Annotated in this window: 23 protein-coding genes and 1 pseudogene; 13 read left to right on the top strand and 11 right to left on the bottom strand. The window is 71.8% G+C overall.

Annotated features, from left to right (window positions below; all coding sequences use genetic code 11):
- Position 1 precedes the first annotated feature (1 nt).
- The 4 genes and pseudogenes from BT364_RS09295 to BT364_RS09280 form a co-directional block, all read right to left on the bottom strand.
- Positions 2-670, bottom strand: coding sequence for an SRPBCC family protein (locus tag BT364_RS09295; RefSeq protein WP_072484658.1), 669 nt, complete (start codon positions 668-670; stop codon positions 2-4).
- Between the two features lie 62 nt (positions 671-732).
- Complete coding sequence (locus tag BT364_RS09290) at positions 733-1,845, bottom strand: XdhC family protein (protein ID WP_072484657.1); 1,113 nt, start codon at positions 1,843-1,845, stop codon at positions 733-735.
- Positions 1,838-2,089 (bottom strand): annotated as a pseudogene (locus BT364_RS09285) (VWA domain-containing protein); the annotation flags it as partial. The gene BT364_RS09290 and the pseudogene BT364_RS09285, both read right to left, overlap by 8 nt.
- 6 nt (positions 2,090-2,095) lie before the next feature.
- Positions 2,096-2,395, bottom strand: coding sequence for a DUF1876 domain-containing protein (locus BT364_RS09280; protein WP_072484656.1), 300 nt, complete (start codon positions 2,393-2,395; stop codon positions 2,096-2,098).
- Positions 2,396-2,662: 267 nt separating this feature from the next.
- Here BT364_RS09280 and BT364_RS09275 point away from each other — a divergent pair, with 267 nt between their 5' ends.
- The 3 genes from BT364_RS09275 (at position 2,663) to BT364_RS09265 (ending at position 6,527) form a co-directional block, all read left to right on the top strand.
- Positions 2,663-3,493 carry a PP2C family protein-serine/threonine phosphatase gene (locus BT364_RS09275; protein WP_072484904.1) on the top strand — a complete coding sequence of 277 codons (831 nt, stop codon included), beginning with the start codon at positions 2,663-2,665 and terminating at the stop codon, positions 3,491-3,493.
- Positions 3,494-3,559: 66 nt separating this feature from the next.
- Positions 3,560-4,543, top strand: coding sequence for an MASE1 domain-containing protein (locus BT364_RS09270; RefSeq protein WP_072484655.1), 984 nt, complete (start codon positions 3,560-3,562; stop codon positions 4,541-4,543).
- A 430-nt stretch (positions 4,544-4,973) separates the two neighbouring features.
- A complete protein-coding gene (locus tag BT364_RS09265; protein WP_107408195.1) occupies positions 4,974-6,527 on the top strand; it encodes an exopolysaccharide biosynthesis polyprenyl glycosylphosphotransferase in 1,554 nt (517 codons plus the stop codon).
- Between the two features lie 81 nt (positions 6,528-6,608).
- On the opposite strand, the gene BT364_RS09260 is transcribed toward BT364_RS09265, so the two are convergent.
- On the bottom strand, positions 6,609-7,592 hold the full coding sequence (locus BT364_RS09260) for a GDP-L-fucose synthase family protein (RefSeq protein WP_072484653.1): 984 nt from the start codon (positions 7,590-7,592) through the stop codon (positions 6,609-6,611).
- Between the two features lie 128 nt (positions 7,593-7,720).
- Between BT364_RS09260 and gmd the strand changes: the two genes are divergently transcribed.
- The 4 genes from gmd to BT364_RS09240 all read left to right on the top strand — a co-directional run bounded on the left by gmd (position 7,721) and on the right by BT364_RS09240 (position 12,594).
- A complete protein-coding gene (gene gmd / locus BT364_RS09255; protein ID WP_072484652.1) occupies positions 7,721-8,734 on the top strand; it encodes a GDP-mannose 4,6-dehydratase in 1,014 nt (337 codons plus the stop codon).
- A gap of 103 nt (positions 8,735-8,837) precedes the next feature.
- Entirely contained in the window at positions 8,838-11,078 is a 2,241-nt protein-coding gene (locus BT364_RS09250; protein WP_371268449.1) for a LamG domain-containing protein, read from the top strand.
- The gene (locus BT364_RS09245; RefSeq protein ID WP_072484650.1) at positions 11,075-11,770 is read left to right on the top strand and encodes a hypothetical protein; all 696 of its coding nucleotides are present in this window, start codon (positions 11,075-11,077) and stop codon (positions 11,768-11,770) included. Before BT364_RS09250 ends, BT364_RS09245 begins: the two co-directional genes overlap by 4 nt.
- On the top strand, positions 11,767-12,594 hold the full coding sequence (locus tag BT364_RS09240; RefSeq protein WP_072484649.1) for a glycosyltransferase family 2 protein: 828 nt from the start codon (positions 11,767-11,769) through the stop codon (positions 12,592-12,594). Before BT364_RS09245 ends, BT364_RS09240 begins: the two co-directional genes overlap by 4 nt.
- Here the strand turns inward: BT364_RS09240 and BT364_RS09235 are convergent.
- On the bottom strand, positions 12,566-13,756 hold the full coding sequence (locus BT364_RS09235) for a glycosyltransferase (protein ID WP_072484648.1): 1,191 nt from the start codon (positions 13,754-13,756) through the stop codon (positions 12,566-12,568). The two genes, BT364_RS09240 and BT364_RS09235, sit on opposite strands and share 29 nt — an antisense overlap.
- Before the next feature lie 432 nt (positions 13,757-14,188).
- Between BT364_RS09235 and BT364_RS09230 the strand changes: the two genes are divergently transcribed.
- Complete coding sequence (locus BT364_RS09230; protein WP_256259650.1) at positions 14,189-15,658, top strand: hypothetical protein; 1,470 nt, start codon at positions 14,189-14,191, stop codon at positions 15,656-15,658.
- Here BT364_RS09230 and BT364_RS09225 read toward each other — a convergent pair.
- Genes BT364_RS09225 through BT364_RS09215 form a run of 3 tightly spaced genes read right to left on the bottom strand, consistent with a single transcriptional unit; the run spans position 15,618 to position 19,803 of the window.
- Complete coding sequence (locus BT364_RS09225) at positions 15,618-16,871, bottom strand: MATE family efflux transporter (RefSeq protein ID WP_072484647.1); 1,254 nt, start codon at positions 16,869-16,871, stop codon at positions 15,618-15,620. The two genes, BT364_RS09230 and BT364_RS09225, sit on opposite strands and share 41 nt — an antisense overlap.
- Positions 16,868-18,541 (bottom strand): lipopolysaccharide biosynthesis protein, encoded by a 1,674-nt coding sequence (locus BT364_RS09220; RefSeq protein WP_072484646.1) that lies wholly within the window; start codon positions 18,539-18,541, stop codon positions 16,868-16,870. The genes BT364_RS09225 and BT364_RS09220 overlap by 4 nt, the downstream gene beginning before the upstream one ends.
- Positions 18,538-19,803, bottom strand: coding sequence for a glycosyltransferase (locus tag BT364_RS09215; protein WP_072484645.1), 1,266 nt, complete (start codon positions 19,801-19,803; stop codon positions 18,538-18,540). Before BT364_RS09215 ends, BT364_RS09220 begins: the two co-directional genes overlap by 4 nt.
- Positions 19,804-20,017: 214 nt before the next feature.
- Between BT364_RS09215 and BT364_RS09210 the strand changes: the two genes are divergently transcribed.
- A complete protein-coding gene (locus BT364_RS09210) occupies positions 20,018-20,458 on the top strand; it encodes an FAD synthase family protein (protein ID WP_072484644.1) in 441 nt (146 codons plus the stop codon).
- Here the strand turns inward: BT364_RS09210 and BT364_RS09205 are convergent.
- Together BT364_RS09205 and BT364_RS09200 are read right to left on the bottom strand one after the other, a co-directional pair.
- Positions 20,433-21,158, bottom strand: a complete 726-nt coding sequence (locus BT364_RS09205) for a CDP-alcohol phosphatidyltransferase family protein (RefSeq protein WP_072484643.1) — start codon at positions 21,156-21,158, stop codon at positions 20,433-20,435. The two genes, BT364_RS09210 and BT364_RS09205, sit on opposite strands and share 26 nt — an antisense overlap.
- A 109-nt stretch (positions 21,159-21,267) precedes the next feature.
- Positions 21,268-21,963 (bottom strand): ribonuclease H family protein, encoded by a 696-nt coding sequence (locus BT364_RS09200; RefSeq protein ID WP_072484642.1) that lies wholly within the window; start codon positions 21,961-21,963, stop codon positions 21,268-21,270.
- Positions 21,964-22,094: 131 nt separating this feature from the next.
- Here BT364_RS09200 and BT364_RS09195 point away from each other — a divergent pair, with 131 nt between their 5' ends.
- The 4 genes from BT364_RS09195 (at position 22,095) to BT364_RS09180 (ending at position 25,695) form a co-directional block, all read left to right on the top strand.
- Positions 22,095-22,286, top strand: coding sequence for a DUF6381 family protein (locus tag BT364_RS09195; protein ID WP_072484641.1), 192 nt, complete (start codon positions 22,095-22,097; stop codon positions 22,284-22,286).
- A gap of 224 nt (positions 22,287-22,510) precedes the next feature.
- Positions 22,511-23,482, top strand: a complete 972-nt coding sequence (locus BT364_RS09190) for a DUF6807 domain-containing protein (RefSeq protein WP_072484640.1) — start codon at positions 22,511-22,513, stop codon at positions 23,480-23,482.
- Entirely contained in the window at positions 23,476-24,441 is a 966-nt protein-coding gene (locus BT364_RS09185) for a D-2-hydroxyacid dehydrogenase (protein ID WP_079179369.1), read from the top strand. Before BT364_RS09190 ends, BT364_RS09185 begins: the two co-directional genes overlap by 7 nt.
- Before the next feature lie 12 nt (positions 24,442-24,453).
- Complete coding sequence (locus BT364_RS09180) at positions 24,454-25,695, top strand: mandelate racemase/muconate lactonizing enzyme family protein (RefSeq protein ID WP_072484639.1); 1,242 nt, start codon at positions 24,454-24,456, stop codon at positions 25,693-25,695.
- Positions 25,696-25,703: the final 8 nt, after the last annotated feature.

Genomic DNA, 25,703 nt, shown 5'->3' with positions numbered 1-25,703 from the left:
GTCACCGGGTATGACACGTGCGGCACGCGCCGCCGCAGCGGCAGCCGCGGCAGCAGCGCCGGGCGAGCAGCACTCCCAGCACGGCGAGTGCGGCCACGGCCGCCGCCCCCGCGGCGCGCCCGGCCACCGGTCCGCCCACCGTGCGCAGCAGATCGATCGGCTCGGCCCCGCCCGTCGGCGCGGTGTCCGCCGTGTCGGCGACGGGCTGCGCCGGTGCGGACGGTTCCGCGGCCGAGAGCCGTCGCCCGAGGCAGTCGGCGAACCGGCCGACGAGTGCGTCGCCCACGTCGCTCATGACGCCGCGGCCGAACTGGGCGGGCCGTCCGGTGAAGGTGAGGTCGGTGGTCACCGAGACGGTCGTCCCGCCGTCGTCGTCGGTCAGCACGGCGGTCACCGTCGCGCTCGCCGTGCCCTGGCCCCGGACCTCGTTGCCCCGGGCGGACAGGACCATGCGGTGGGCGGTGTCGTCCTTCTCCAGGAAGGTCGCCGTGCCCCGGTACGTCACGGTGATCGGTCCCACCCGCACCTTCACGGAGCCCTTGACGGTGTCACCGTCGAACTCCTCCACGGTCGCGCCCGGCATGCACTGCGAGACGTGTTCGATGTCGAGCAGTGCCCGCCAGGCCTCGTCGACCGGGACCGGGACGGTGAATGAGTTCTGCAGCTGCATGGTCCGCTCCTGTCACTCATCACAGCGGTCACGGGGACCGCGGGGTCATGGGGCCGGCACGGTCACCCGGATCCCGGCCGCAGACGGTGGATCGCCCCGGCCGTGTCCGTGAGCGGGCTGCCCGTGCCGCCCCAGCGCAGGGCCACGATCTCCGCGGCGATGGAGACGGCCACCTCTTCGGGGGTGCGCGCCCCGATGTCGAGGCCGATGGGAGATCGCAGCCGGGCCAGTTCCGCTTCGCCGAGCCCCGTCTCGCGCAGCCGGGCCATGCGGTCCTCGTGGGTCCGGCGGCTGCCCATCACACCGATGTACGCGGCCGGGGTGCGCAGCGCCACCTCCAGCAGCGGGACATCGAACTTGGGGTCGTGGGTGAGTACGCACATCACGGTCCGCCCGTCGGTCTCCGTGCCGCGCAGGTAGCGGTGCGGCCAGTCGACGACGACCTCCGCGCCGTCGGGGAAGCGGCGGGGGTCGGCGAAGACGGGGCGGGCGTCGCAGACGGTGACCCGGTATCCGAGGAACGCGCCGATCCGGGCCACCGCCGCCGCGAAGTCGATGGCGCCGAAGACCAGCATCCTGGGCGGCGGGGCGAACGACTGGAGGAACACGGTGACGTCGTCCTCGCGCCGTTCGCCGTTCGGGCCGTAGTGCCGCAACCCCGTTGCTCCCTGGGCGAGTTCCCCGCGCGCGTCGGCGGTCACTGCGGCATCGAGGCCGCTCGCGCCCAGTGACCCCGCAACGGTGTCCGGCCGGACCGCGAGGGCGGCGCCGCGCGGGGCGGGTCCGTCGGTCACGGTGGCGACCACCACCGGACGGTGCCCGGCGACCGCCGCGGCGACCTCGCCGAAGGTGGGGTCGTCCGCCGCCGTCACCGGGCGCACCAGAAGGGTGATCTCGCCGCCGCAGGTGAGTCCGACGGCGAAGGCGTCCTCGTCGCTGCATCCGAAGGTCTCCAGCCGGGCCCGGCCGGTCTCCACGACTTCCTCGGCCAGTTCGAAGACCGCGCCCTCGACGCAGCCGCCGGAGACGCTGCCCACGACTTCGCCGTCCGGGCCCACCGCCATCGCCGAACCGGGGCCGCGCGGCGCGCTGCGGCTGACCGCGACAACGGTGGCGAGCCCGAACGGCTCCCCGGCGGCGTACCAGCGGCCGAGGACCGGCAGGATCTCACGCATCAAAGGCCTCCCCCCGTATCACCGCGGCCGGCTGCTCCAGGGCCGCCGGGCTGTGCCCCTCGACGAACGCGTCCACGTGCGGCAGTGCCGCCGCCATGCCCGCCGCGAGCGGCGCGTAACCGGGCCGCGCCTTGCGGGGGTTGGCCCAGACCACGCGGTGCGCCAACCGGTGCAGCCGGCGCGTCCGGGCGGCGAGCAGTGCGGGGTCCGCGCGCTCCCAGCCGCCGGAGAGGACGACCACCACCGGGGATCAGGCCGTGGTGTCGGACCATGCGTAGGGCGGGGCCACGGGGCCGCTCGCGGGTCCGGCGCCCACGGTCTCGAGTTCCTCGTCGGCGGCCTTCATCAGCTGTGCGGCGATGTCCTTCATGGCACGGCTCGCCGCGAGCTCGTCGCCGATCACGGGTACGTCCACGTCCTGCGGGTTGCAGCGGGCGACCCCGTGGCCGGTGAGCTTCGTGGTGCCGGTGTCCAGCACCGCCTCCGCCCTGGTCGTCCCGTCGTCCTCGGTCAGACCGAGGCGGAGTTCCCACTCCAGCGTGCGGGTCATCGCGCACCTCCTGCGACCGCGTCCGGTCACGATGCGCCGCCTCGACGCGGTCCTGTCACCAGGATCCACCCGGCCGCGCGGGTTCGCGCGTTCCGGCTCGTCCTGCGGGGATCACAGCGCCGAAATAGGATGCGGGATGTCGAATTCCACCGAAGGCGGGCGACGCCCGGCCGTCGCACCGGGATGCGGTCCGTCGGCACCCCGGCCGGCGCAGCCGCGGCAGGCCCTGTGGTGCGCCGTGCGGACGAACGCAGTGCGGAGCGGCTCATGAACCGGCGTCGTCCTCCCCGTTCGGCGAGCGCCGAGGAGCTGCTCACCACGCTGCAGCAGCTCACCTCCCGGGCGCGCCGCCAGGTGGAGCTCCATCAGGCGCGGGTGGAACTGGCCGAGGTGCTCCAGCGCGAGATGCTCCCTGCGACGCTGCCCGCCCGCCCCGGGCTCCAGACCGCCGCCCGGTACACACCGGCCCGCAGCGGGCTGGACATCGGCGGCGACTGGTACGACGGATTCGTGCTGCCGGACGGTGCGCTGGCCTTCGCCATCGGGGACGTACAGGGCCATGACGTCGAGGCCGCCGCGTTCATGGGCCAGGTCCGCATCGCCATGCGGGCGATCGCCGCCACCGCCACGGACCCCGGCGAGGTCGTGGGCCGTACCAACGACCTGCTGGTCTCGGCGGGCTCCGGCCTCTTCGCGACCTGTACGTTCATCCGCCTCGACCCGGAGTCCCGGGAACTGCACAGCGCCCGCGCCGGGCATGTCGCCGCGGTGTGGGCCACGGCCGACGGGCGCTCCGGGGTGACCAGCGACGAGGGTGGGCTGCCCCTGGGGATCCAGGCGGGCGAGGAGTATCCGGTCACCCGGCGGCGGCTGACGGCCCCGGGGGCGTTCGTGCTGGTCACGGACGGGGTGGTCGAGGGTCCCTCGTTCCCGGTCGACAGGGGTCTGGGCGCGGTGACCCGGCTGGTACGCGCACGGGTCGGCGCCGACGCCGGCGAGCTGGCCGACACGGTGCTGCGGGCGGCGGAGCAGACCGGGCACCAGGACGACGCCGCTGTCCTCGTGGTGCGCCACGGGACCGCCCCCGGCCGCTCCTGATCCGCCGACGGGTCCCGAGCGTGTCAAACAGCCGCCACCCGTCCGGGTCGGTGTCTGATGAGATGTGTGATCCGCAGCGAGAGAACCAGACGTACGGCCGTGGCCGTACTGCGTGTCCTGGCCGTCGCCGCTGCCTACTACGCGGCGGGAGGGCTCGGTCTCATCCGGGAGGTGTCCGTCCACGGTGCGGTCGTCACACCGCTCTGGCCGCCGACGGGCATCGCGCTCGGCGCCCTGATCTACCTGGGTCCGAGTGCCTGGCCCGGCATCGCGCTGGGCTCCCTGCTCGTCGTCGCCACGCTCAGCGGCTCGGTCACGCCCTCCACCTTCGCCGTCGTGGCGGGCAACACCGCGGCCCCCGTCTGCGCCTACCTCATACTCCGCAGAGCCGGGTTCCGCAGCGAGCTGGACCGGCTGCGCGACGGGGTCGTGCTGGTCTTCCTCGGCGCGCTGGCCGGGATGTCCATCAGTGCGACCGTGGGCACGGGCATGCTGCTGCTGGACGGCAAACTGCCCCTGAGCGGGTTCTGGCCGGTCTGGGCGGCGTGGTGGTCGGGGGACGCGATGGGGGTGCTCGTGGTCACTCCCCTGCTGCTGGTGCTGCGCAGGCTGCGGATGCCGCGGGCCAGTGACCGGTGGGTCGAGGCGAGCGCGCTGCTGATCGTGTCCGTCACGGTCTCGCTGGTGGCCACCCGGAGCTCACTGGCCATGATCTACCTGGTGTTTCCGCTGCTCATCTGGGCGGCGCTGCGCTTCCGGCTGGCGGGGAGCGCGCCCTGCGCCCTCCTGGTGTCGGTCCTGGCCGCGATCGCGGGAACGCAGGGGGTGGGTCCCTTCGAGGGCCAGACCATCCTGCGTGTGATGGTGCACCTCGCCGTGTTCAACGGCTGTGTGGCCCTGACCGCGCTGCTGCTCGCGGCGGTCGTGACCGAGCAGAGCAATATCCGGCGGAGGATCGAGCGCGCCTGCGAGGAACTGGCCGACGTGGTGGACCATTTGGCGCCGGGCAGGGCGGCGGCCGCGTGGCCGTCACGGCCCGAGGACGAATGAAAGCCGCCGAGCACCACGCGTCCCACCGTCATCACCGCTCAGCGGCTCTCCCCGTCGGCGGAGTGCACCGAAACGATCCGGCCACCGGCCGTCACCATTCGTCCGCTCGCGCGTTTGTTGGCCGGGGAAGGACTCCCGACAGCACGTCGTCGCGGATGAACCTGGTGGACGGGCCGAGCAGTTGCCGGCATACATGTCCGCACACAACCCGATTCAGGTGCATTCCAAATGCCAACACTTACCCACAGACCAAGAGATCCGGCGCGGAACGGGACGAGATCCGAGCCAGTGTGCATGTCTGAACTTCACGAGAACTCCAGCGAAATGGCACGTGTGTGGATATCGTGCACCGAGCGAGGGCGCATCCGTCAGTCCATGAGATCTGCGGATGCGCCCCGTTTGTGACGATGCAACTGTGACTGGGGGGTCCATGGGGCATGTCGAGCTACCCGATTCGGACAGATCAGCGCTCGTGGGACTGGCGGGAGCGCCACGGCCACGGTCTGTCGCGAACCGGCCTCGCGGCAACGAACTCGACGAACCGTGGAGGGCACCGAGCACACCGCGCGAACGTGGCGGACCGGCCACCGCGAAGAGAAGGACGGCCCGGTGCATACCGGTCGTCGTCGGCGCCGAACTCCTCGGCCTCGGGGTGCCGGCCTGGCTCCTGCTGCGCACCGACGGGCAGTCCCGGACCTCGGCGGCCGCAGCGGTCGTCCTGGCCGCACTGGTGTGGTCCGGCCTGCGGGCCGTGCGCGGCCGGTACTCGGAGCGGCATCCGGGCGGACCGCCAGGAGTGCTGAGCACTGCCGCCGACTGGCTGCTGCTCATAGGGGTGCTCGCCGTGCTGTCCACCGTGACCGGCGATCCGACCGGTCCCGCGACTGCGGTCGTGGCCCTGCTGCCCGGCCTGCCGGCGGGGATCGCGGCGCAGGCACTGCGGCGGCTGCCGTGGCCGGGGCGCCGACGGCGGGCGGCCCGGCGGGTGCTGGTGGTCGGCGAGGCTCCCGGAGTGGAGCGCGCCGTGCGGCTGCTCGCGTCCCGCACGGACCATCCGTACGCGGTCGTGGCCGCGGTCCCGGTGGGGACGATGCCGCTGGAGTGCGGGATTCCGGTGCCGGGCCGGCTCGCACCGGCGCCCGCCGACGACGATGTGTCGACCGTCCTGGGCGGGGCCTTCGCCCAGGACGCGGACCTGGCGCTGGTGGTTCCCGGGCCGCAGCTCTCCGGGGAGCGGTTGCGCCGGCTCTCCTGGGGGCTGCACGACGGCGGGCTCCCGCTGTCCGTGCTGTCGGAGCTCTCGGGCATCGCGGCCGGCCGGGTGCGGCCCACCGCCGCGGCCGGGCTCACCCTGCTCCATATCGCGCCACCGCTGCGCCGGGGGCCGCAGCCGGCCCTGAAGGCCGTAGTGGACCGGGCCGGCGCCGCCCTCGGCCTGCTGACCCTGGCACCCCTGCTCGTCCTGATCGGGGCGGCGGTCCGCCTCGGCTCGGACGGGCCGGTGTTCCACCGCCAGACCCGCCACGGGCAGCACAACCGGCCATTCACGATGTGGAAGTTCCGCACCATGGTGGCCGACGCCGAGAGCCGGCGGGAACGGCTCGTCGCCGCGAACGAGACCGACGGCCCGATGTTCAAGATGCGCCGCGATCCCCGGATCACCGGAATCGGCCGTCTGCTGCGCCGGACCTCCCTCGACGAGCTCCCGCAACTCCTCAATGTGCTCCGTGGCGAGATGTCACTGGTCGGTCCACGTCCCCCGCTGCCGGAAGAGGTGTCCCGCTACGACGAGCGCGAGCTGCGGCGGCTCGCGGTGAAACCGGGACTGACCGGTCTGTGGCAGGTCAGCGGCCGCTCGGACCTGTCCTGGCAGGAGACGGTCTCACTGGATCTGTGGTACGTCGACAACTGGTCGGTGGCCACGGACATGGGACTCATGGCCCGTACGCTGCGTGCCGTCACCGACGGCCGCGGGGCGTACTGAGAGCGGCGGCCGTCGATGGGAGGAGTGCCGCCGCTCCCGCCGCGTGTCTCCGTGCCGTGCCGGTCGGTCCGTCGGGCCCGCTCAGAGCTGTGCGGTCCGCTGCTCCAGCCACCATGCGTAGGTCTGGGCGATCCCGTCACGCAGGGCGATCCGCGGTGTGAAGCCGAGCGCGGTGAGCCGGGAGATGTCGAGCAGTTTGCGCGGGGTGCCGTCGGGCTTCGTCGTGTCCCATTCGACAGCTCCCTGAAACTCTGTCACATCGCGTATTTTTTCAGCCAGTTCACGGATCGTCAGGTCGTTGCCGCAGCCGATGTTGACCGGATCGTCACCGTCGTAGCGATCCAGCAGCAGGAGGCACGCGGCGGCCAGATCGTCGACGTGCAGGAATTCCCGGCGCGGGCTCCCCGAGCCCCAGAGCGTCACCGCGGACGAGCCGTCCCGGCGCGCCTCGTGGAAGCGGCGGATCAGCGCGGGCAGTACGTGCGAGGTCTCCAGGTCGAAGTTGTCGCCCGGACCGTAGAGATTGGTGGGCATGGCGCTGATGTACGAGGCGCCGTACTGTCGGCGGTAGGAACGGGTCTGCACGATTCCGGCGATCTTGGCCAGCGCGTACGCCTCGTTGCTCGGTTCCAACGCGCCGGTGAGCAAGGCACTTTCAGGGATCGGCTGCGGGGCGAGCCGGGGGTAGATGCAGGACGAGCCGAGGAAGAGCAGCCGCTCGACCCCGGCCGCGTGCGCCCCGGCGACGACGCTCAACTGGATGCGCAGATTGTCCTCCAGGAACTGCACCGGGTGGGTGCTGTTGGCCATGATCCCGCCGACCCTGGCGGCGGCCAGCACCACGGCGTCCGGACGGGCCTCACGGAGAAACGCCTCGGTCCGCCCGGCGTCGCGCAGATCGAGGTGTGCGCGATCGCGGGTGATCACCTCGTGCCCCTCGGCGGTGAGGCGGCGCACCAACGCCGAGCCGACCAGGCCGCGGTGGCCCGCGACGAAGACACGGGCACCGGATCGCAGGAGGGGGCGGACGGATTCCTGGGGCGGGCCGGGAAGATCAGTCGTCATGGGCCGGATTCTGCCAGCGCCCGCAGCCCGCGGTGATGTTTTGCCGCAAACAGCTCGATTCAGATATTTCGGCGAGGAATATTCGGTGCGGAACAACAGCCACTCAGATGACCAGAGAAGGGGGAGTCGTGGCGAAGACCGCGCTCATTACCGGCGTGACCGGACAGGACGGTTCCTATCTGTCCGAGCTGCTGCTCGACAAGGGGTACACGGTCCATGGGCTGATACGCCGCTCGTCGAGCTTCAACACCGAGCGCATAGACCACATCTACCAGGGGCCCGAGGAGGAGAACCGTTCGTTTCTGCTGCACCATGCCGATCTCGCCGACGGTGTCGCCCTGGTGAATCTGCTGCGTGACATCCGGCCGGACGAGGTCTACAACCTGGGCGCGCAGTCGCATGTCCGCGTCTCGTTCGACGCTCCGCTGTACACGGGTGACATCACCGGGCTCGGCACCATCCGGCTGCTGGAGGCGGTCCGCGCGAGCGGGATCGACACCCGGGTCTATCAGGCCTCGTCGTCCGAGATGTTCGGCGCCAACCCGCCGCCGCAGAACGAACGGACCCCGTTCCATCCGCGGAGCCCGTACAGCGTCGCCAAGGTCTACTCGTACTGGTCCACCGTCAACTACCGTGAGGCGTACGGCATGTTCGCGGTCAACGGGATCCTCTTCAACCACGAGTCCCCGCGCCGCGGCGAGACCTTCGTGACCCGGAAGATCACGCGCGGGGTGGCCAGGATCAAGGCGGGCCTGCAGACCCATCTCCATCTGGGCAACCTCGATGCCGTACGCGACTGGGGGTACGCCCCCGAGTACGTCGAGGCGATGTGGCGGATGCTCCAGTGCGACGACCCGGACGACTATGTCGTCGCCACCGGCGAGGGTGTCAGCGTCCGGCAGTTCCTGGAGTACGCCTTCGCGCACGCGGGCCTGGACTGGCGCGAGCACGTCCGCTACGACGCCAAGTACGAACGCCCCAGCGAAGTGGACGCGTTGATCGGGGACGCCACCAAGGCCGAGGAACTGCTCGGCTGGAAACCGGTCGTGAGGTCGCGGGAGCTCGCCGGGATCATGGTCGAGGCGGACATCCGCCAGCTTTCCGACCAACTCGCCGGTGCGGCCGTGCGGGTGGACCGATGACATCACCCGGCACCAACACGACAGCCGGCTCCACCGCACTCCCGGTGGAGCCGTGCGCCGCGACCGGCCGGCCGCGGCTCGTTCTCACCTTCGGAGCTGAATGATGAACGCAACCACGGGGCGCGGACGGGTACGTGCCGCTGCCGCCGCGCTCTGCCTGCTCGCCGGAGCGCTGACCGCCGCCGCGTCCGGGGGCTCCCCGGCCGAGGCCCTCACCCCGCCGGTCTCCCTGACCGCGGACGACCTCACCACCTGGCAGACCAACGGAATCGTCTGGTCGATGGCCGGGTCGGACGCGGGTGTCGTCTACACCGGCGGTACCTTCTCCACCGTCCGTCCGCCGGACGCGGCACCCGGCACCTCGGAACGGCCCGCGGTGAACTTCGCCGCCTTCGACGCCGCGACCGGTGCGCCGACCGGCTGCAGCCTGTCGTTCACGCTCTCCTCCGGCACGGCGACCGTACGGGCCCTGGCACTCTCGCCGGACCAGAAGACCCTTTACGTGGGAGGGCAGTTCGGTTCGGTGAGCGGCGTCGGGGTGAGTAACGTCGCCGCGATCGACACGGCCACCTGCACCCCGCGCCAGGACTTCAAGGTCGCCGTCTCCGCGACGGTGCGGGCCCTCGCCGTCACCGCCGACACCGTGTACCTGGGCGGTGACTTCAACTCGGTGGCCGGACAGACCAGGAACAAGTTCGCCGCGGTGACCACGGATGCGGCCCTGAAACCGTGGAAGGCCAACGCCGATGAGGTGGGCCGGGCCGTCGAGCTGACGCCCGATGGCAAGCACGTACTGCTCGGCGGCAATTTCTTCACCGTCAACGGCACCACGTCGCATGCCCTGGCGGTGGTGGACGCAACGACCGGGGCCGTGGCCAAGAGCTATCCGGCCGGGTTCATTCCCAACACCTCCACGGTGCAGGACCTGACCACGGACGCCACCGGCTTCTACACCGCCAACGAGGGCACCGGCGGGGGTGTCTTCGACGGCCGGATCGCACTGGACCTGAGCAACTTCGAGCAGCGCTGGCGGGACACCTGCCTCGGTGCCACCCAGGCGGTCCTCGTGCACAAGGGCGTTCTGTACAGCGGGAGTCACGCCCATGACTGCGCCACCATGGGCGAGTTCCCGAACCAGCCGCGCAAGCATCTGCTGGCCCAGTCCGTCGACGATCCGAAACTGCTCCCCTGGTTCCCGGACACCAACGACGGGATCGGGGAGCCGGTCGGGCCGCGGGTGATGGCCCAGGCCGACAAGGGCGGCCACCACTATCTGTGGGTCGGCGGCGAGTTCACCACCGTCAACGGCGCCTCCCAGCAGGGCCTGACCCGGTTCGCCGACGGCCCCGACACCGGGGCTCCGTGGGTGCCCAACGTCAGCCTCTCGACGGTCGCCGCGGGCAAGGTGGAGGTCAACTGGCAGGCGAGCTTCGACGCCGACGACGGCGACCTCACCTACCGGATCTACCGGGACGGCGCGAGCACCCCGGTGTACACCACGACGGGTCGCTCCATGTTCTGGGACCGGCCGCAGCTGAGGTGGACCGACACGGACGTGGCCGCGGGCGAGACCCACTCGTACCGGATCAGTGCGAGCGACGGCACCAACACCAGCGCCAAGTCGCCCGCCGTCTCCGCGACCGTGGCATCCGCGGCCGCGAAGTACCCCGCCAAGGTACTCGCGGACGGTGCCTCGCTCTACTGGCGGTACGACGACCCCTCGACCTTCGCGGGCGACACCGGCGGCGGGCGGAACAACGGCTTCGCGCGCAACTCCCCCACCCGGCTGCTGACCCCGGCCGCCGTCGCGGGTCCCTCGACCGCGATCGGGCTCAACGGCTCGAACCAGTACGTCTACAGCAACAAGCGCCATCCGCAGCCGACCACATTCTCGGTGGAGACCTGGATCAGGACGACGACGGCCAAGGGCGGGAAGATCATCGGCTTCGGCAGTCTGACCATGCAGAACAGCACCCAGTACGACAAGCACGTGTACATGCGCGACGACGGCCGGCTGGTCTTCGGGGTGAAGAGCGGCAGCGCCCGGACCATCACCACACCCACCGCCTACAACAACGGCGTCTGGCATCACGTCGTCGCCACTCAGGGCACCGGCGGCATGGCGCTGTACGTCGACGGGAAACTCAGCGCCTCGACCACCCTGTACACCGGCAACGAGAAGTACGACGGCTACTGGCGGGCGGGCGGGGACAACCTGAACGGCTGGCCCAGCAGGCCGACGAGCGACTTCTTCGCCGGGCAGATCGACGAGACCGCCGTCTACCCGACCGCGCTGGGCAGCGCGCAGATCAGTGCCCACTACGCGCTGAGGACAGCCGGATGAGGCATCCGTTCCGGGCCGGTGCCGCCGTCGTCGCACTGACGGCGGCACTGGCCGCCTGCGGCTCGCCCTCCGGCGGCGACAAGGGGGCGAGCGGCGCCGGACCGTCGGCGGTGCGGGCCCCGCTCACCGCCCCGTCGGCCGGGCCCGGCGCCGCCGCGCCGGGTGGCTCCCCGGCTCCGCGCACGAGCGAGCCGCCGAAGCTTCTCTCCGATGAACTCACCCCGGCCACGGGCTCGTTCACCCGGAAGCAGAAGGAGTACCTGGTCGACCGGGTGCCCCGGGGAATGGACCCGGCGGCCGTGCTCCAGACCGGTCAGGAGACCTGCGACCGGCTGGGATTCCTGGTGAAGGCCGACCGGGACGTGGCGGTCGGCGCGATCGTGACCGGTGAGATCGCCGGTGCCGAACCTGCCGTCGAGCACCTCTGCACCCGGCACCGGGACCTGCTGCGGGAGGCCGCCCTGGGGTACGCGGACGGCACGTACAGGGGCGAGCGGCTCCGGCCGGGCCGCTACCACGACGTCTCCCCCACCGGGAACTGCACCTGGCGGATCACCGGGGCCGACGGCAAGTCCCTGGCCTCCGGCTCCGCCTCCGCCGGGAAGCGGGCCTCGGTCACCGTCCCCCGGGAGGCCCGCGCCTTCACCTCCACAGGCTGCTACGCCTGGCTGCCCGAAGGAGTCCACGGATGAGCAGGCTGCCGATAGCCGTGGTGATCCCCACGAAGAACGAGGGGCTCAACATCGCCGAGGCGGTGAAGTCGGTGCTCGGACATTTCGAGGCGGTCGTCGTGGTCGACTCGCACAGCACGGACGACACGGCGAAGATCGCCGAGGACTGCGGGGCCGAGGTGGTCACGTACACCTGGGACGGCGGTCATCCGCGCAAGAAGCAGTGGTGTCTGGACCATGTCCGCACGGACCTGGACTGGATCCTGCTGCTCGACGGGGACGAACGGATCGGTCCCGGTCTGCTGGCCGAGCTGCGGCAGATCTTCGCCGACCCCGGCGCGTCGAAGCCCGCCGCGTACGACATTCCGCTCGGCTACTGGTTCTCCGGGAAGCGACTGCGGCACGGATACACCATCCGCAAGCGGTCGCTGACCGACCGGACCCGCTGCCGGTATCCGGAGGTGGGGGATCTCGACGCGCCGGGAATCGGTGAGGTCGAGGGCCACTACCAGCCGGTCGCCGAGTCGGTCCGGTCGCTCCGCAATCCGATCGAGCACCAGGATCTCGACCCGGTCACCGCCTGGTTCGAGCGGCACAACCGCTACTCGGACTGGGAGGCGTGGCTGGAGCACCATCCCGAGGTCAAGGAGCAGGTGCGGAGGGTGAAGTCGCGCCAGGGGCAGCTGTTCCACAAGGCACCGTTCAAGCCGCTGGTGTCGTTCGCCTACATGTATGTGTACCGGCGGGGGTTCCTCGACGGGCGGGCGGGTTTCGACTTCGCGCTGGCGATGAGCTTCTACCGCTGGCAGATCGCGCTCAAGTCCCGTGAGGGGAAGATGATGTGAGCCCATGGGCTCTCCGGCGGACCACGTCTTCATAGGTCCGCCGGAGGGCAGCGGTCACGGCGTCGATGGTGAAGTCCTCGTTGACCAGGTTCCAAGCCGCCTTACCCGCCTTGGAGTTGGCCTCCGGTTCGAGGAGGTCCAGGACGGCGGCGGCGACCTTGTGCGCGTTCTTCCCGTCCTCGCCGACCCGGCTGTCGATCACCCGGCCCGCGCCCGCGCGCGCCACATCGGGGCCGAGCCCGCAGGTGCGGGTGATGACCACGGGGGTGCCGACCGACATCGCTTCGAGGACGGACACGCCCAGGGGTTCCTCGATCGACGGCAGTACGTACACATCGGCCCGCCGCCCCGCAGCCAGGACCTCTTCGTGGCCGAGCGGGCCCACAAGGTCGAGCGACCCCATCACCCCCAGCCTGCGGGCGAGTTCGAGGGTCGCGGGCAGCGCGCCGGTGTCGGGGCCGGCCAGCACGAAGCGGGCGTCCGGGTGCTCGGCCAGGACCGCCGGCATCGCGGCGACGAAGTCCTCCGGGCGCTTGCGCTCCTGGATCCGGGCGAGGAAGAGGACCGTCGGCGGCCACCCCGGCTCGCGGGCGGGCTTGATCTGCTGCGGGCGTACGCCGTTGACGAGCCGTACGGTGCGGGTGAGCGGGACCGGTGCGACGACCGCGTTCACATCGAGGCGCTCGGTCTCGGTGAGGTGCAGTACGGCGTCGGCCCCGCGCAGCACCCTGCGTACCCCCAGCAGGTCGGTCAGCCGGGCGACCCGGTTCTCGGTGGGGTCCACCATGCCGTGGGTCTGGAGGACCAGGGGTGTGCCGGAGGCCAGTGCGAGCATCGCGGCAGGCAGTGTCACCAGGTCGCGCATCAGATGGACATGGACGATGTCGGCGCCGCGCATCATGCGGCGCGCGGCGAGCAGAAGCGCACCGGAGGTGATCCCGCTGACCTCGAACGCGGGGAGCAGGTGGCGGGCCCGAAAGAGATGGGCCGGCACTCCCTCGACCTGGCGCGGGAGGGGGCCCTCGAATCCGTCGCCGAGCGCCATGATCCTGGCGTCGTCGCCGGCGGCCCGCTGGACCTTCGACAGGTTGAGCGCCACCCTGGTCGGGCCGCCGAACGCATGGTCCGGGGTGTGCAGTGTGACGACGTGCAGGATCTTCACCAGGGTTCCCCTCGACCTCGGCCGGCCTTTTACAGAATAGGGCCTGTCCGGCGGATCAGGGTCGGACAGGGCGCGGCGTCTAGTGCGGTGCATCGCAAGGCGCCGGATCGCCTTAGACCGACCGGCAATTGGGGGGTGGGTGAAGGAGCGGGGCTGGGTGCGTGCAGCTGCAAGGCGGAGGACTGAGGCAACGCGGAGCGTTGTTGATTGACGACAACGCGGCAGATGTGCGTGCCCAGCCCCGCGACGCCGCCCCCCAATTGCCGGTCGGTCTTAATAGCGGAGCCATTCGGACGTTTCGGCAACGCCGCGAGGTGCCGTACCAGGCGCCGCGACCCCGGCCATGATCCGCCGGACAGGCCCTAGTCATCCAAACCCCCCAAGTGGGTTGATTCGTTAGAGTGTTCACCGGTCCACGGGAACGGGGAGCACATGACGTCCGTGCACGAGGCGGCGCCGCCGGCGAAGCCCATGTCGTGGGCGATGCTCTCGCGCGCCCTGGCCGTACCTCTCATCCTCGCCCTGGTGTGTTTCCTGCCCGCGGTGATCGCCGCGCAGCCGGGCACGGGAGTCCGGGACACCGCGTACTGGCTCCAGCTGGTGCTGACCTGTTATGCGGGGACCCGGCTCGCGACCATGATCCTTTCCACCCGGCGGCGGCTGCTCCAGGGCGTCTTCTGGATGTTCGTGTACATCGCGATGGGCGTGGCGCCGTTCGCCCAGGCCGTGATCGGGCAGACGCCCACGCCGGTGGTCGGGCCGCGGTCGGATCTGGTGACGGCCGTCGCGCTGATCCTGGTGGGCTGTGCCGCGTTCGACCTGGGGGCACTGCTGGCGTCCCGGCGGCCGCTGCGGCGGCGGGACGCCGTGCGTTCCGGGGGCGGTCCGGCCGTCGCGCACCGGATGCGGCTCAGGCTGCTGGTGCTGCTGGCCTTCGCGGCGAGCGGCTACTACATCGTGAAGCTCGGCGGGCCCGCCGTCTTCTTCACCAGCCGTCAGGAGATCAGTGCCTCGGTCGCGGCCAGCGGGGTGGTGTCGGGCCGGTCCAATGTGGGTTCGGCCTTTCTCAAGGGCTTCGGGACGGTGCCCGCGCTGCTCGCACTGCTCTTCTTCACCCGCCGTCTCGTGACCTCGCGCAGGGCCCGGCGATCGCCGTCGACGGTGCTGGTCTGGGCCGGGCTGACCGGCCTCAACGCGATCGTCAACAACCCGTTCTCCAACGCCCGTTACTGGTTCCTGACGGTGCTGGTCTCGCTGCTGTTCACCGCGTTCCCGAGCAGCGCGGCGATGTACCGCTCGGTGCTGGCCGCGGGGGTGGTCGGGGCGCTGGTGCTGTTCCCGTACGCGGACCGGTTCCGCTACGACAGCGCCGGGTACCGGCCGGTGGAGTCCTCGTCGGTGTTCGAGCCGCTGGCCACCAAGGACTACGACCAGACGGTGATGTTCGCCAACACCATCACCTGGGTCGACACCCGCGGCCACACCTACGGGCGTCAACTGGCGGGCTCCGCCCTCTTCTTCGTGCCCCGGTCGGCGTGGAGCGGCAAACCGGAGGACACGGGGGTGCGCGTCGGTCAGTGGATGGGGATGAGCATGACCAACCTGTCGGCACCGCTGTGGACGGAGCTCTGGGTGGACTTCGGCGCGCCGGGCATGGCCGGTGCCTTCTTGCTGATCGGGTACGCCGCCGCCCGTACCGACCGGCGGTACGCGCGGGCCGTCTCGCGGGACGGTCCGGGGCCCGGCAGTGTGCTGGCCGTCACCGTGCCGCTGATCGCCGGGTACACCTTCATTCTGTTGCGCGGGCCGCTGTTGCAGGCGGCGGGGAAGCCGGCCGTCGCGGCACTCTGTCTGCTGCTGGTCACAAGCTTCCGGAGCCGGGCCGGGCGGCGTCCGCACTGAGCGGTGGCCGCTCGACGGCGTTGCGGCGCAGCATCCCGGCCACCCTGGTCCAGGTGGCCACCGCCTTGCACACGGACCCCAGGCACAGGCCCCAGGCGGCGCCCGGGACCCCGCCGAGCAGGTAGCCGCCGGTCAGGAAGGCGACGGCGGCGAGCGAGAAGACCACCTGGACGGCGAGGGTGGTACGCGGGTCGAGGATGCGCAGGGCCAGCAGTCCGCAGGTGCCGACGGCCATCGCCGCGTACTGGCTGCCGGTCGCCGGGAGCAGGGCGGCGGCCGTGGGCCAGGTGTCGCCGAGCAGGTGGCGTCCGACCGGTCCGGGCAGCAGGGCCAGCACGGTGGCCCAGGCGGCCGCGGTGGCCGCCAGGACGGCTGCGAGCGTCGCGGCGGCCCGTACTCCGCGCCGTTCGTCGGCGAGTCTTCCCAGCAGGGGCGGGCCGAAGCCGGTGGCCGAGGTGTACAGCACGTTCAGCGGTCCGAAGAGGGTGGTCGCACCGCGCAGGGCGCCGACCACCAAGGGGTTGCCGATCGCGCCGAGCCCGAGCACGGAGAGCTGGCCGGTGGCATTGCCCACCGCGAACTCCACCACGAAGCGCCGCCCCAGATGGCCTCGCCGCAGCAGCACCTTCAGCCGCAGGGGCGTACCGGCCACTCTGCGGTGCAGCAGGGCGGCCGACAGCAGCAGGGCCGGCAGGGCGGACAGCCCCCAGACGGCGACCAGCCGGGCGGCCGGGGCACCGTGCGGCTGCGCGGCCAGCGCGCCCAGCACACAGACCAGGCGGAGCGCGTCGCCCGCCAGCGCCAGGTGCGGCAGATGCAGGGTGGAGAAGGCGTACCGCATGGTGTCCTGGCCCAGGACGACCGGCAGGACGAGTCCCAGCGCCATCAGGGCCTGCGCGGTGGCTCCCGGCAGCATCGGGCAGACGCCGGCCAGCAGCGCGCCGAGCACCGCCGCCGCGAACAGGGTGAAGGTGACCGCCGACCGGCAGGCGCCGCGCACCTCTTCGCTCCCGCCGCGCCGCAGCACGAGCGGCTGCCCGGTGTAGGCGCCGGACACGCCCAGCAGCACAGTGAAGACGAGGTAGACCGCGCAGAAGCGGGCGAAGTCGGCCACGGTGGAGAGCCGGGCGGCCGTCACCAGCACCAGGATGTTGGTGAGCGCGGCCACGCCCTGGTCCGCGACCGAGCAGACGATCGCGGTCCGTGCCCTCATCTGTGTCCGGCGGTGGAGTCGAAGGGGCGCAGCCCCAGCGTCTCGGCGGGGTCACCGGCGTACTCCGGTCCGCCTCCCTCGCTCCCCCGGCCCGGCCGCTCACCGCCCGTGCGGCGCCTGGCCGCCTTCCTGAGGGCCCGGCGCTCGTGGCGGCTGCGGCCGGGGTGGAGCAGGGCGCCGAGCACGGTGCCGCCCGCCGCCCCGATGATCTCCCGGATCCGCTCCAGGTCGCTGCGGTGCACCTCGCGCGGATCACACACCACCACGACGCCCTCCACCCGGTCGATGAGCGCGACGGCGTCGGCGTACGAGAGCACGGGCGGGGCCAGCACGATGACGACGGCGCCGGGCCGGTCGCCCTCGGCGACGATCACCCCGACGGGTGCCGAGGTCAGGGCTCGCGGCACGTTGTCCGTGCGCCGGCCCGCTATCAGGGTGAAAGCGCCCGACCCGGGTACGTCGACGTTCATCCGGCTCTCCGACGGCCAGGCCCGTTCGCCCCGGTTCGCCCATCGGGGCCGGGAGCCCTGCACCGCCGGGCCCAGGTCCCTGGCCAGCGCGGGGGTACGCAGATCGGCCTCGACCAGGATGACGTCACGCCCCATCTCGGCGAAGGCCGCGGCCAGGTTGGCCGCGGCGGCGGCCGCCCCCGCGCCGTCCCCGCGCGGGGCCGTGACCAGGAGCCTGCGGCGCTGGGCGAACGAGGGATCGTAGGCGAGCCGGAAGGCGACCGCGCGGTATTCCTCGGCGAGCCTGCTGCCGCTCCGCCCGATGGCCAGCAGCGCGCCGGCGGAGGCCCGCTCCCTGGGCAGGGTGCCGAGCAGGGGCGCGCCGAGTGAACGGACCAGTTCCCGGGTCGAGCGCACGGCCGGGTCGAAGACGAGGCGTACCCACGACAGGAGGAGTCCCAGGGCTAGGCCGACGGCGCCGCCGAGCCCCAGCAGCAGGGGCAGCCCTGCGCCCGTGGGCCCGCTCGGGGCGACGGGCTTCTTCGTCAGGTATCCGGGCGTGGTGTCCAGCGCCCGCAACTCGGAGATCTTCCGGCTTAGTTCGGAGATCGCGACCACGAGGTTGGCCCGTGCGCCGGCCACGTCGTCGCTTCCGGCGGCCTGCTCCGTCAGCTGGTCGCGCTGCGCGGTGAGCGGGCTCAGCTGGGCGCGGTAGCCCTCGACCATGTTGGCGATGCTGTTCTCGGTGCGCTGTCGGCGAATCTCCAGATAGGCGTCGGCCAGCGCCTGGGCCCGTTCCCTCGCCAGTGCCGGGGTCCGGCCTGTGTAGGAGAAGCGGAGCACGAGGGTGTTCGGCGGGTTGGTGACCTGGAGACCGGACAGCAGTGGCCCGACCTCCACCCGGTCCCCCTGCCTGGCCAGGGTGGCGACGGCCAGGGTGGCGACGGTGTCGCTGACGGCGGTCTGCCGTTCCGAGCCGATGTTGATGCCCTTGTCGGCGGAGGCGCCGGCGGCGAAGGGGTCCGAGGCGGCGGAGCGTACGACGACCTCGCCCGTCGAGGTGTAGCCCTCCTCGCCGCTGAGGGCGAGCCAGCCGCCGCCGAGGAGCCCGACGACCACGCCGCAGGCGAGCAGGGCCCGGTAGCGCAGGAGCTGGCGGAACTGGTCCCTCAGCAGCGCGGGTTCGTCCTGGTCCTCCAGGGCGCGGATCGGCTGGTTCATCGACGTGGTCTCCCTTGTGTGTCCGCGAGGACCTCGGTGAGCAGGGCGTCGAAGCGGGCCAGGCCCGCCTCGCGGCTCAGGTGGCGTGCGGCGTACTGCGGCCCGTTGGCCCCGAGCGCGTCCGCCCCGGCCGGTGCCTCGATGAGCTTGCGTACGGCCGAGAGCAGGGCGGCGGGGTCCTCCGGGGCGACGAGGAGCCCGGCGCCGGACCGCTGGACCTCCTGTGCGGTGCCTCCCCCGGCGGCGACCGAGGCCACCACGGGCCGGCCCGAGACGAAGTAGGAGGTGAGCTTGGACGGGACGCTCATATCGAGTACGGATGCCCGCTGTGTCACCGCGAGTACGTCGGCGGCGGCGAGGATGTCCGTGAACTCGGCCGCGTCGGCCGGGGGCAGGATGTCCAGGTTGCGCAGGCCCGCGGCACGCCCCCGCAGCACCTCGCGCTGGTTCCCGTCACCCATGAGCACCACGCGTATATCCGGGGCGAGCCGGGCCGCGTCGACGAGGACCTCCAGCCCCTGCTTCAGCCCCATGTTCCCGGAGTGCAGGACCACCGGGGTGCCCTCGCTCCAGCCCAGCCGCGCCCGGGTGCCGGCCCGGTCGGCGGAAGACGCCCGCACATGGGACCAGTTGGGCACGGTGCGGGTGCGCCCCGGGTCCACTCCGTACGCGGTGACGCGGGGCACGAAGCTCTCGTGGATGACGCCGACGAGAGCCGCGGAGCGCAGCGCGTACCGTTCGGCGGCCGAGGCGGCGGCCGCCGCCCTGCCGCCGCCCCGGATGCCGCTCTGTGCGGCGGCGGCGCCCATCAGGTCCTGCACGACCGGGATGTACGGGACACGGTGGCGGGCGGCCAGCCGGGCACCGATGACACCCCCGGCGAGGCTGGGAATCTGGGAGACCACCGCGTCCGGCGGGCGCGATGCGGGTGGCGACAGCAGTCCGTGAGCAAGCACCGTCGCCTCGAACACGGCCCTTCGCAGGGCGGTCTGACGGGGCGGCACATAGTGTCTTCTTCGGTGCACGGTGACCCCGGCCCGCTTCTCGGCGACCCGCCACACCCCCCGGTACTCCGGGTCGGTCCGCCAGGAGGGGTAGTGCGGCATTCCGGTCAGTACGTGTGTGTCGGCCCCGGCCGCGGCCCAGTGCTCGGCGAGCTGCGCGGCGTACGGGCCGATGCCTGTCACCTCCGGTGCGTAGTTCGTCGAGACCACCAGCAGCGTGCGGTCCTCGAACGGCTTGTGAGACTCGGCATCGGACATGGACGCCCGCCTTCCCCCCGGAACAATCTGTCTTCCCCTCGAGGAACAGCCCCAAAAGCGAGCTTATCCGTTCACGTGATGAGCAAGTGGCCTTCACAGTAAGGTCGTTGCACCATCAACACCGATACCGATATCCCACCGCACCGGATGCCATGTCCGGACAACTGCCGTGCGGGACACGGGCATCGCGTTCACCGTGGGGGGGAGAGAACGGATGGCGCACAGGGTCGGCTACGCGCCGGGGGTCTACGACCTGTTCCATGTGGGGCACCTCAACATCCTGCGGCATGCCCGCAGTCAGTGCGACTACCTCGTCGCCGGGGTTGTCTCGGACGAGATGGCCGCGCTCGCCAAGGGGCACCGGCCGGTGATTCCGCTGCCGGAGCGGCTGGAGATCGTGCGCAGCGTGCGCTACGTGGACGCCGCGTTCGTCGAGACGGTGCCCGACAAGGTCGAGACCTGGCAGCAGGTGAGGTTCGACGTGATCTTCAAGGGGGACGACTGGCGGGACACGGAACGAGGAGAACGGCTGGAACGCGACTTCGCCGAGGTCGGCGTGGAGGTCGTCTACTTCCCGTACACCGTGCACACGTCCAGCACCCAGCTGCGCCGGGCGCTGGACACACTCGTCAGTCCGCAGTACGGAGCGCTCTGAGCTCCCTGAACCACTTGGCGAGGAACACCACCAGGAACAGCGCGTGCACCAGCGCGAGGGCCGCGTAGCCGATGCGGAACGCGGTGGGGTCGCCGAGGAGCAGGAACACCGGACAGAACACTCCGTAGTCGGCGGGCAGCAGCGCGACGGCCCGCAGCCGCGACACCGGGGCGGCGGCGTCGGCCGCGGGCCGGGGGGCCGCCTTTCCCAGCTGTTCGCGCAGCAGCCCCGCGCAGAAGGTCAGCACGGCCGTGAACAGGAAACCCAGCGGCAGGAGCAGCCACACCTCGCCGGGCAGCGTGAGGAATCGCCGGAACGAGATCAGCACGGCGGTGTGTACGAGGATCATCTTGGCGCAGTCCACGACATGGTCCAGCCACTCCCCGTCCGGACCGCCCCGGCCGGTGAGCCGGGCCAGTTGCCCGTCGGCCGAGTCGAGGGCGAAGCCGATGGCGAGACCGGCGTACACCGCGACCGCGAGCCCGGGGGACGGCCGGACGAGGGCCACCGATGCGATGGCAGTGAAGGTGAAGGCTGCACTTATCAGAGTGACTTGATTGGGCGTCAGTCCCATGCGGTACGCACCGGCCGCGAACACCCGGCCGGCCGGCCGGTTCACGTACCGCGAGTACAGCGACACCCCCTTGGCCGTCTTCTGCGCGCCGCGCAGCTCACGAAGAACCGTGCCCGTGCTTCCCATCCGCCCCCCAGCGTGCCGCCATTGCCGTCGGAGCCGCATCATGGCACGCGGGCCCGGTCCCGCGTGGCCACTCGCCCGCTCCGGCCGGCCACGGCGGTGACGGTGCGTGTCAGGCGGGTGCGGTACGGCACTCCGGGTGGCCCCAGCCGTTGGGGTTCTTGGCGATCATGTCCTGTGCCGCATAGGGCTTTCCGCAGTGGCAGCGGCCGGCGAACCTGGCCCGGATGGTTCCCCCGGAGCGGGCGGGGCGTGACGCGCCCCCGGCCTTCTTCGTCGCCGTGCCGCTCCGGCGGCCCTCGGTCGCGCGGGCCGGAGCGGGCGCCGGCAACTGCGTGGCACCGTGCGCGGTTCCGGCCGGCCGCTGGGTCACCGCGGCCTCGCTGGCCGCCTGGTCGGCGAGCGCGTTGAGCGGGTCGCCGTCCACCTGGTGGGCGGGAACGTAGGTGAAGCGCACGGACCGGCCGGTCAGCAGGACGTCGATGGCGACCACGAGCTCCTGGTTGGCCACCGGCTTTCCGCCCGAGGTCTTCCAGCCGTTGCGCTTCCACCCCGGCAGCCACTTCGTGACCGCGTTCATCGCGTACTGCGAGTCCATCCGCACCTCGATCGGAACGGACGGGTCCGTCGACTCCAACAGCTCTCGCAGTGCGGTGAGTTCGGCGACATTATTGGTGGCGGTCCCCAGCGGTCCCGCCTCCCAGCGCTCGGGCCGCCCCTGCTCGTCGGCCACGACCCACGCCCAGGCAGCGGGTCCCGGATTGCCCTTGGACGCCCCGTCACACGCGGCGATGATGCTTTCGTTCATGCCCCCGATCATGCCAGCGTCGCGGCACCCCACTGGAGACCGTGACTCTGAGTGACGATTCGAGGTGCGGCGGTCCGACGGCGCTGGTTCTCTGATGGAGCCCGCTCTTCCCAACCGCACAAGGAGCGATGATGAGCGTTGCACGTGAATCCGGTGACCGTGCGCAGCAGCTGCGCGACAAGGCCCGGCACATGACCGAGGCCGCCGAGCGCACCACCGACCCTGAGCAGCGCCAGCGGCTCCAGGAGAAGGCCCGGAAGCTTCAGGAGCAGTGCGACCAGATGGGCACCACGGGCGGCGGCGGCATCCGCCCGCCCAAGTAGCACCCGCCTCACGCCGACGGCCGACGGCTTGCCCCTCTTCCATGAGTGTGCGGCAAGCCGTCGGCCGCCGTGCGGGACGACCCCATGGCCCGCTCCCCCATCCCGGCCGCCCCCACTCGACCGAGGCCTTCTCCCCCCTTGCGCCCCACGGTTGTTGACGCGCCTCCGGCGAAGGCCCTAGGTTGCGGTAAGCGCTTTCCAGCCGCACCCAGGAGACTCGGGACATGAGCAGTCCACTGCGCATCACGCACGCCCACGGGGACCGGATCACGGTCACGGAGGAGCGGGGCGGCATCGACCTGATCAGCTACGTCTACCGTCCGGAGGCGGCCTGGGAGGCCCCCAAGCCGTACATCCACCCCATGCGCACACTGACCGACAACGTTGTCACCGACTATCGGCCCCATGACCACCGCTGGCACAAGGGCCTCCAGATGACGGCCTCCCACCTCTCTGGGCAGAACCTCTGGGGAGGCAACACCTATGTGCACGGCCAGGACTACCAGCCGCTGCCCGAGCGGGTCGGATCGATGGCGCACCTCGGATTCGACGAGGTCGCGGCGGACGCCGGCCGCGCGGTCATCGTGGAGCGGCTGAGCTGGCGCCACAACGACGGCACGCACTGGGCGGACGAGCTGCGCCGCGTCGAGCTGCACGACGTCGAGCACGACGATCACGCCGGCCCCGACTCCGGCACCACGGGCGCGAACACCGGTGGCAGCTGGTCACTGACCTGGTCCAGCGCGATCACCAACCGGCGTACCGAACCGCTGCTTTTCGGCAGCCCGACAACCCACGGCCGGAAGGCGGCCGGCTACACCGGCCTCTTCTGGCGCGGGCCGCGCGCCTTCCGGGGCGGGCGGATCCTCGGCCCGGACGGGGAGGGCCCGGAGTTGATGGGCACGCACGCGCCCTGGCTGGCCTACAGCGGCGAACACGACGGCGCCGACGGTCACGCCACACTGATCTTCCAGCACGCCCCGGAGAACGATCACACGGGAGCGGGCGGCACCCACCCGGCCCACTGGTTCGTCCGCGACGAGCCCTTCGCCGCCGTCGCCCCCTCCTTCGCGTTCCACGAGGAGCTGGAGCTCGCCCCGGGCGACACCCTGGCCCGCCGCTACCGGGTCACCGTCGCGGACGGGGCGTGGGACCGGGAACGGATCGCCTCGTACCTCGCGGAGCACCCGTGGTGAACCCGGCCATGGACGGCGCCGGCCTGTACGTGGAACTGCCGCTCGCCGACGCCGACCGCGCCCGTCTGCGCGAACTCGGCCCCGGGCCCGTCTGGTTCGCCGAGCCGGGGACCACGTCGGAGGCGGACGCCCGCGCCCTCGCCGGAGCCGGCACGGCGCTCGGCAACCCCAGGGCGGCCTGGGTGGCGAACGCACCCCGGCTGCGGTGGTTGCAGCTCGCCTCGGTCGGGATCGACGGCTATCTCGGTCTGGACTGGCCCGGCCTCGGCCGCCGGCTGACCGTCACCAACCTGGGTGATGTCTTCGCCGACCCGGTCGCGCAGTCGTGCCTGGCGGGGCTCCTCGCGCTCCATCGCGGGATCGACCGGCTCTCCGGGCTGCGTGCCGAAGGCAGGTGGGCGAAGTCCGCCGTGCGGCCCCGGCTGCGAATGCTGACCGGGGCCCGGGTCCTGGTGCTGGGACGGGGGTCCATCGCCCGGCGGCTCGCCGAGCTGACCGGCCCGTTCGGCTGCGCCGTCTCGTACTTCGCTCGCGGCTCCGGGGACCTCCGTACCCTGGCCGAGCTCGATGAGCGGCTGCCGGACTTCGACGTGGTGGTGGGGCTGCTGCCCGGGACGCCCGAAACGAGCGGACTGCTCGATGCGCGGCGGCTGGCCCGGATGCGGACGGGGGCCGTTCTGGTCAACGCCGGCCGGGGATCGCTGGTGGACGAGGAGGCCCTGGTGTCCGAGCTGTCCTCGGGGCGACTCGGCGGAGCGGTGCTGGACGTCACCGCCGAGGAACCGCTGCCCGCCGGTCACCCTCTGTGGACCTGCCCCGGGGTCGTCCTCACCCAGCACACCGCGGGTGGTTCGACGGACGAGAGCGCCCGGGTCATCGACCTGTTCACCGACAACTGGCACCGATTCCGAGCCGGCTCACCGCTGCGCAATCCCGTGCAGTGGTCCAGAGGATTCTGAGGACGCGACGTCATGTCCGAACCACCTTTCGCGCACATCGGCGCACATCTCGACGACGGTGTGCGCATCGCGGCGATCCGGCCGGTGCTGCTCAGCGCCCCCTACGCGGATCCGGACAGTCTGGAGGTGCGCCTGGCACTGCCGACGGGGTGGCGCACGACCGGCCTGGTGGAGGTCACCCTGGACGACGGCACGACCGGCCTGGGTGAGGGCTATCTCGCCGTCTTCGCGCCGCAGGTCTTCGTGTCGACGGTCGATCTGATCGCCCCCTGTCTCGTCGGCCGTCCGGCCGGGGACCTGGCTGGACGGTACCGGGACATGGTCCTCGCGACGGGCTACTGGAGCCTTCAGGGAGCGGCCCGCCATGTCGTCTCCGCCGTGGAGGCGGCCCTGGTCGACGCCCTCGGGAAACGGGCGGGCGTGCCCGCGTACGAATTGCTGGGCGGATGTCGTACGGACCGGATCCGGCTGTACGCCAGCGGGGGCGACTCGACCTCCCCGTCGGCGATGAGCGCCGAGATCGCCGCCGTGGCGGCCCTGGGCATCGACACCTTCAAGATCAGGGCGCGGGGCCACGAGGCGGACAAGGCGGTGTGGACGCTGGAGCACGCGGCAGCGCACGGCATCGGCGTCGCCGTCGACATGGCGCAGAATCTTGAGGACCCCGGCCAGTCGGTGGCGGACACGACGGCGTTCCTCGACGCGGTCAGGACCGGCACCCGGTGGCCGGTGCGCTTTCTGGAAGAGCCGCTCGGGCCTGCGCGTGCCGCCGCGTACCCCGCTCTGCGGCGGTCGGCCGGCTGTCCGGTGGCGGGCGGGGAGACCGTCACCACCGCGCAGGAGCTGCTGGCACGCATGGCATCGGGGTACTACGACATGGTGCAGCCGGACGCCACGGTCGTCGGGGGCCTGCGCCAGACGCTGGCGGTCTTCGCGGGCGCGGCGGAGCACGGCGTCGAGGCGGTCGTGCACTGCTGGGGCAGTGCCGTGTGCCAGGCGGCCAACTACCACGCCGCCTTCGCCGGCGGCGGGCGGCTGGCCGAGTGGCCGATGCCGCGGTATCCGCTGCGGTCGGAGCTGCTGGTCGAGCCGTTCCGTCTGGAGGACGGTTGCCTGCTCGCTCCGCAGGCCCCGGGGCTCGGTGTCCGGCTCACTCCGGAGACCGAACGGCGGTACGCCTGCCGGGAGGACGCCGTCTACCGCTGTGCGACCACGGTGCCGCCGGCCGCAGCGGGACGGTGGCGCACGGGCTGACCCTGTGT

Origin of the sequence: Streptomyces atratus, from assembly GCF_900119365.1 — a bacterium.
Lineage (GTDB): Bacteria > Actinomycetota > Actinomycetes > Streptomycetales > Streptomycetaceae > Streptomyces > Streptomyces atratus_B.
The sequence above is the reverse complement of the archived record's forward strand: the minus strand, read 5'-3'. Positions and strand labels throughout refer to the sequence as shown.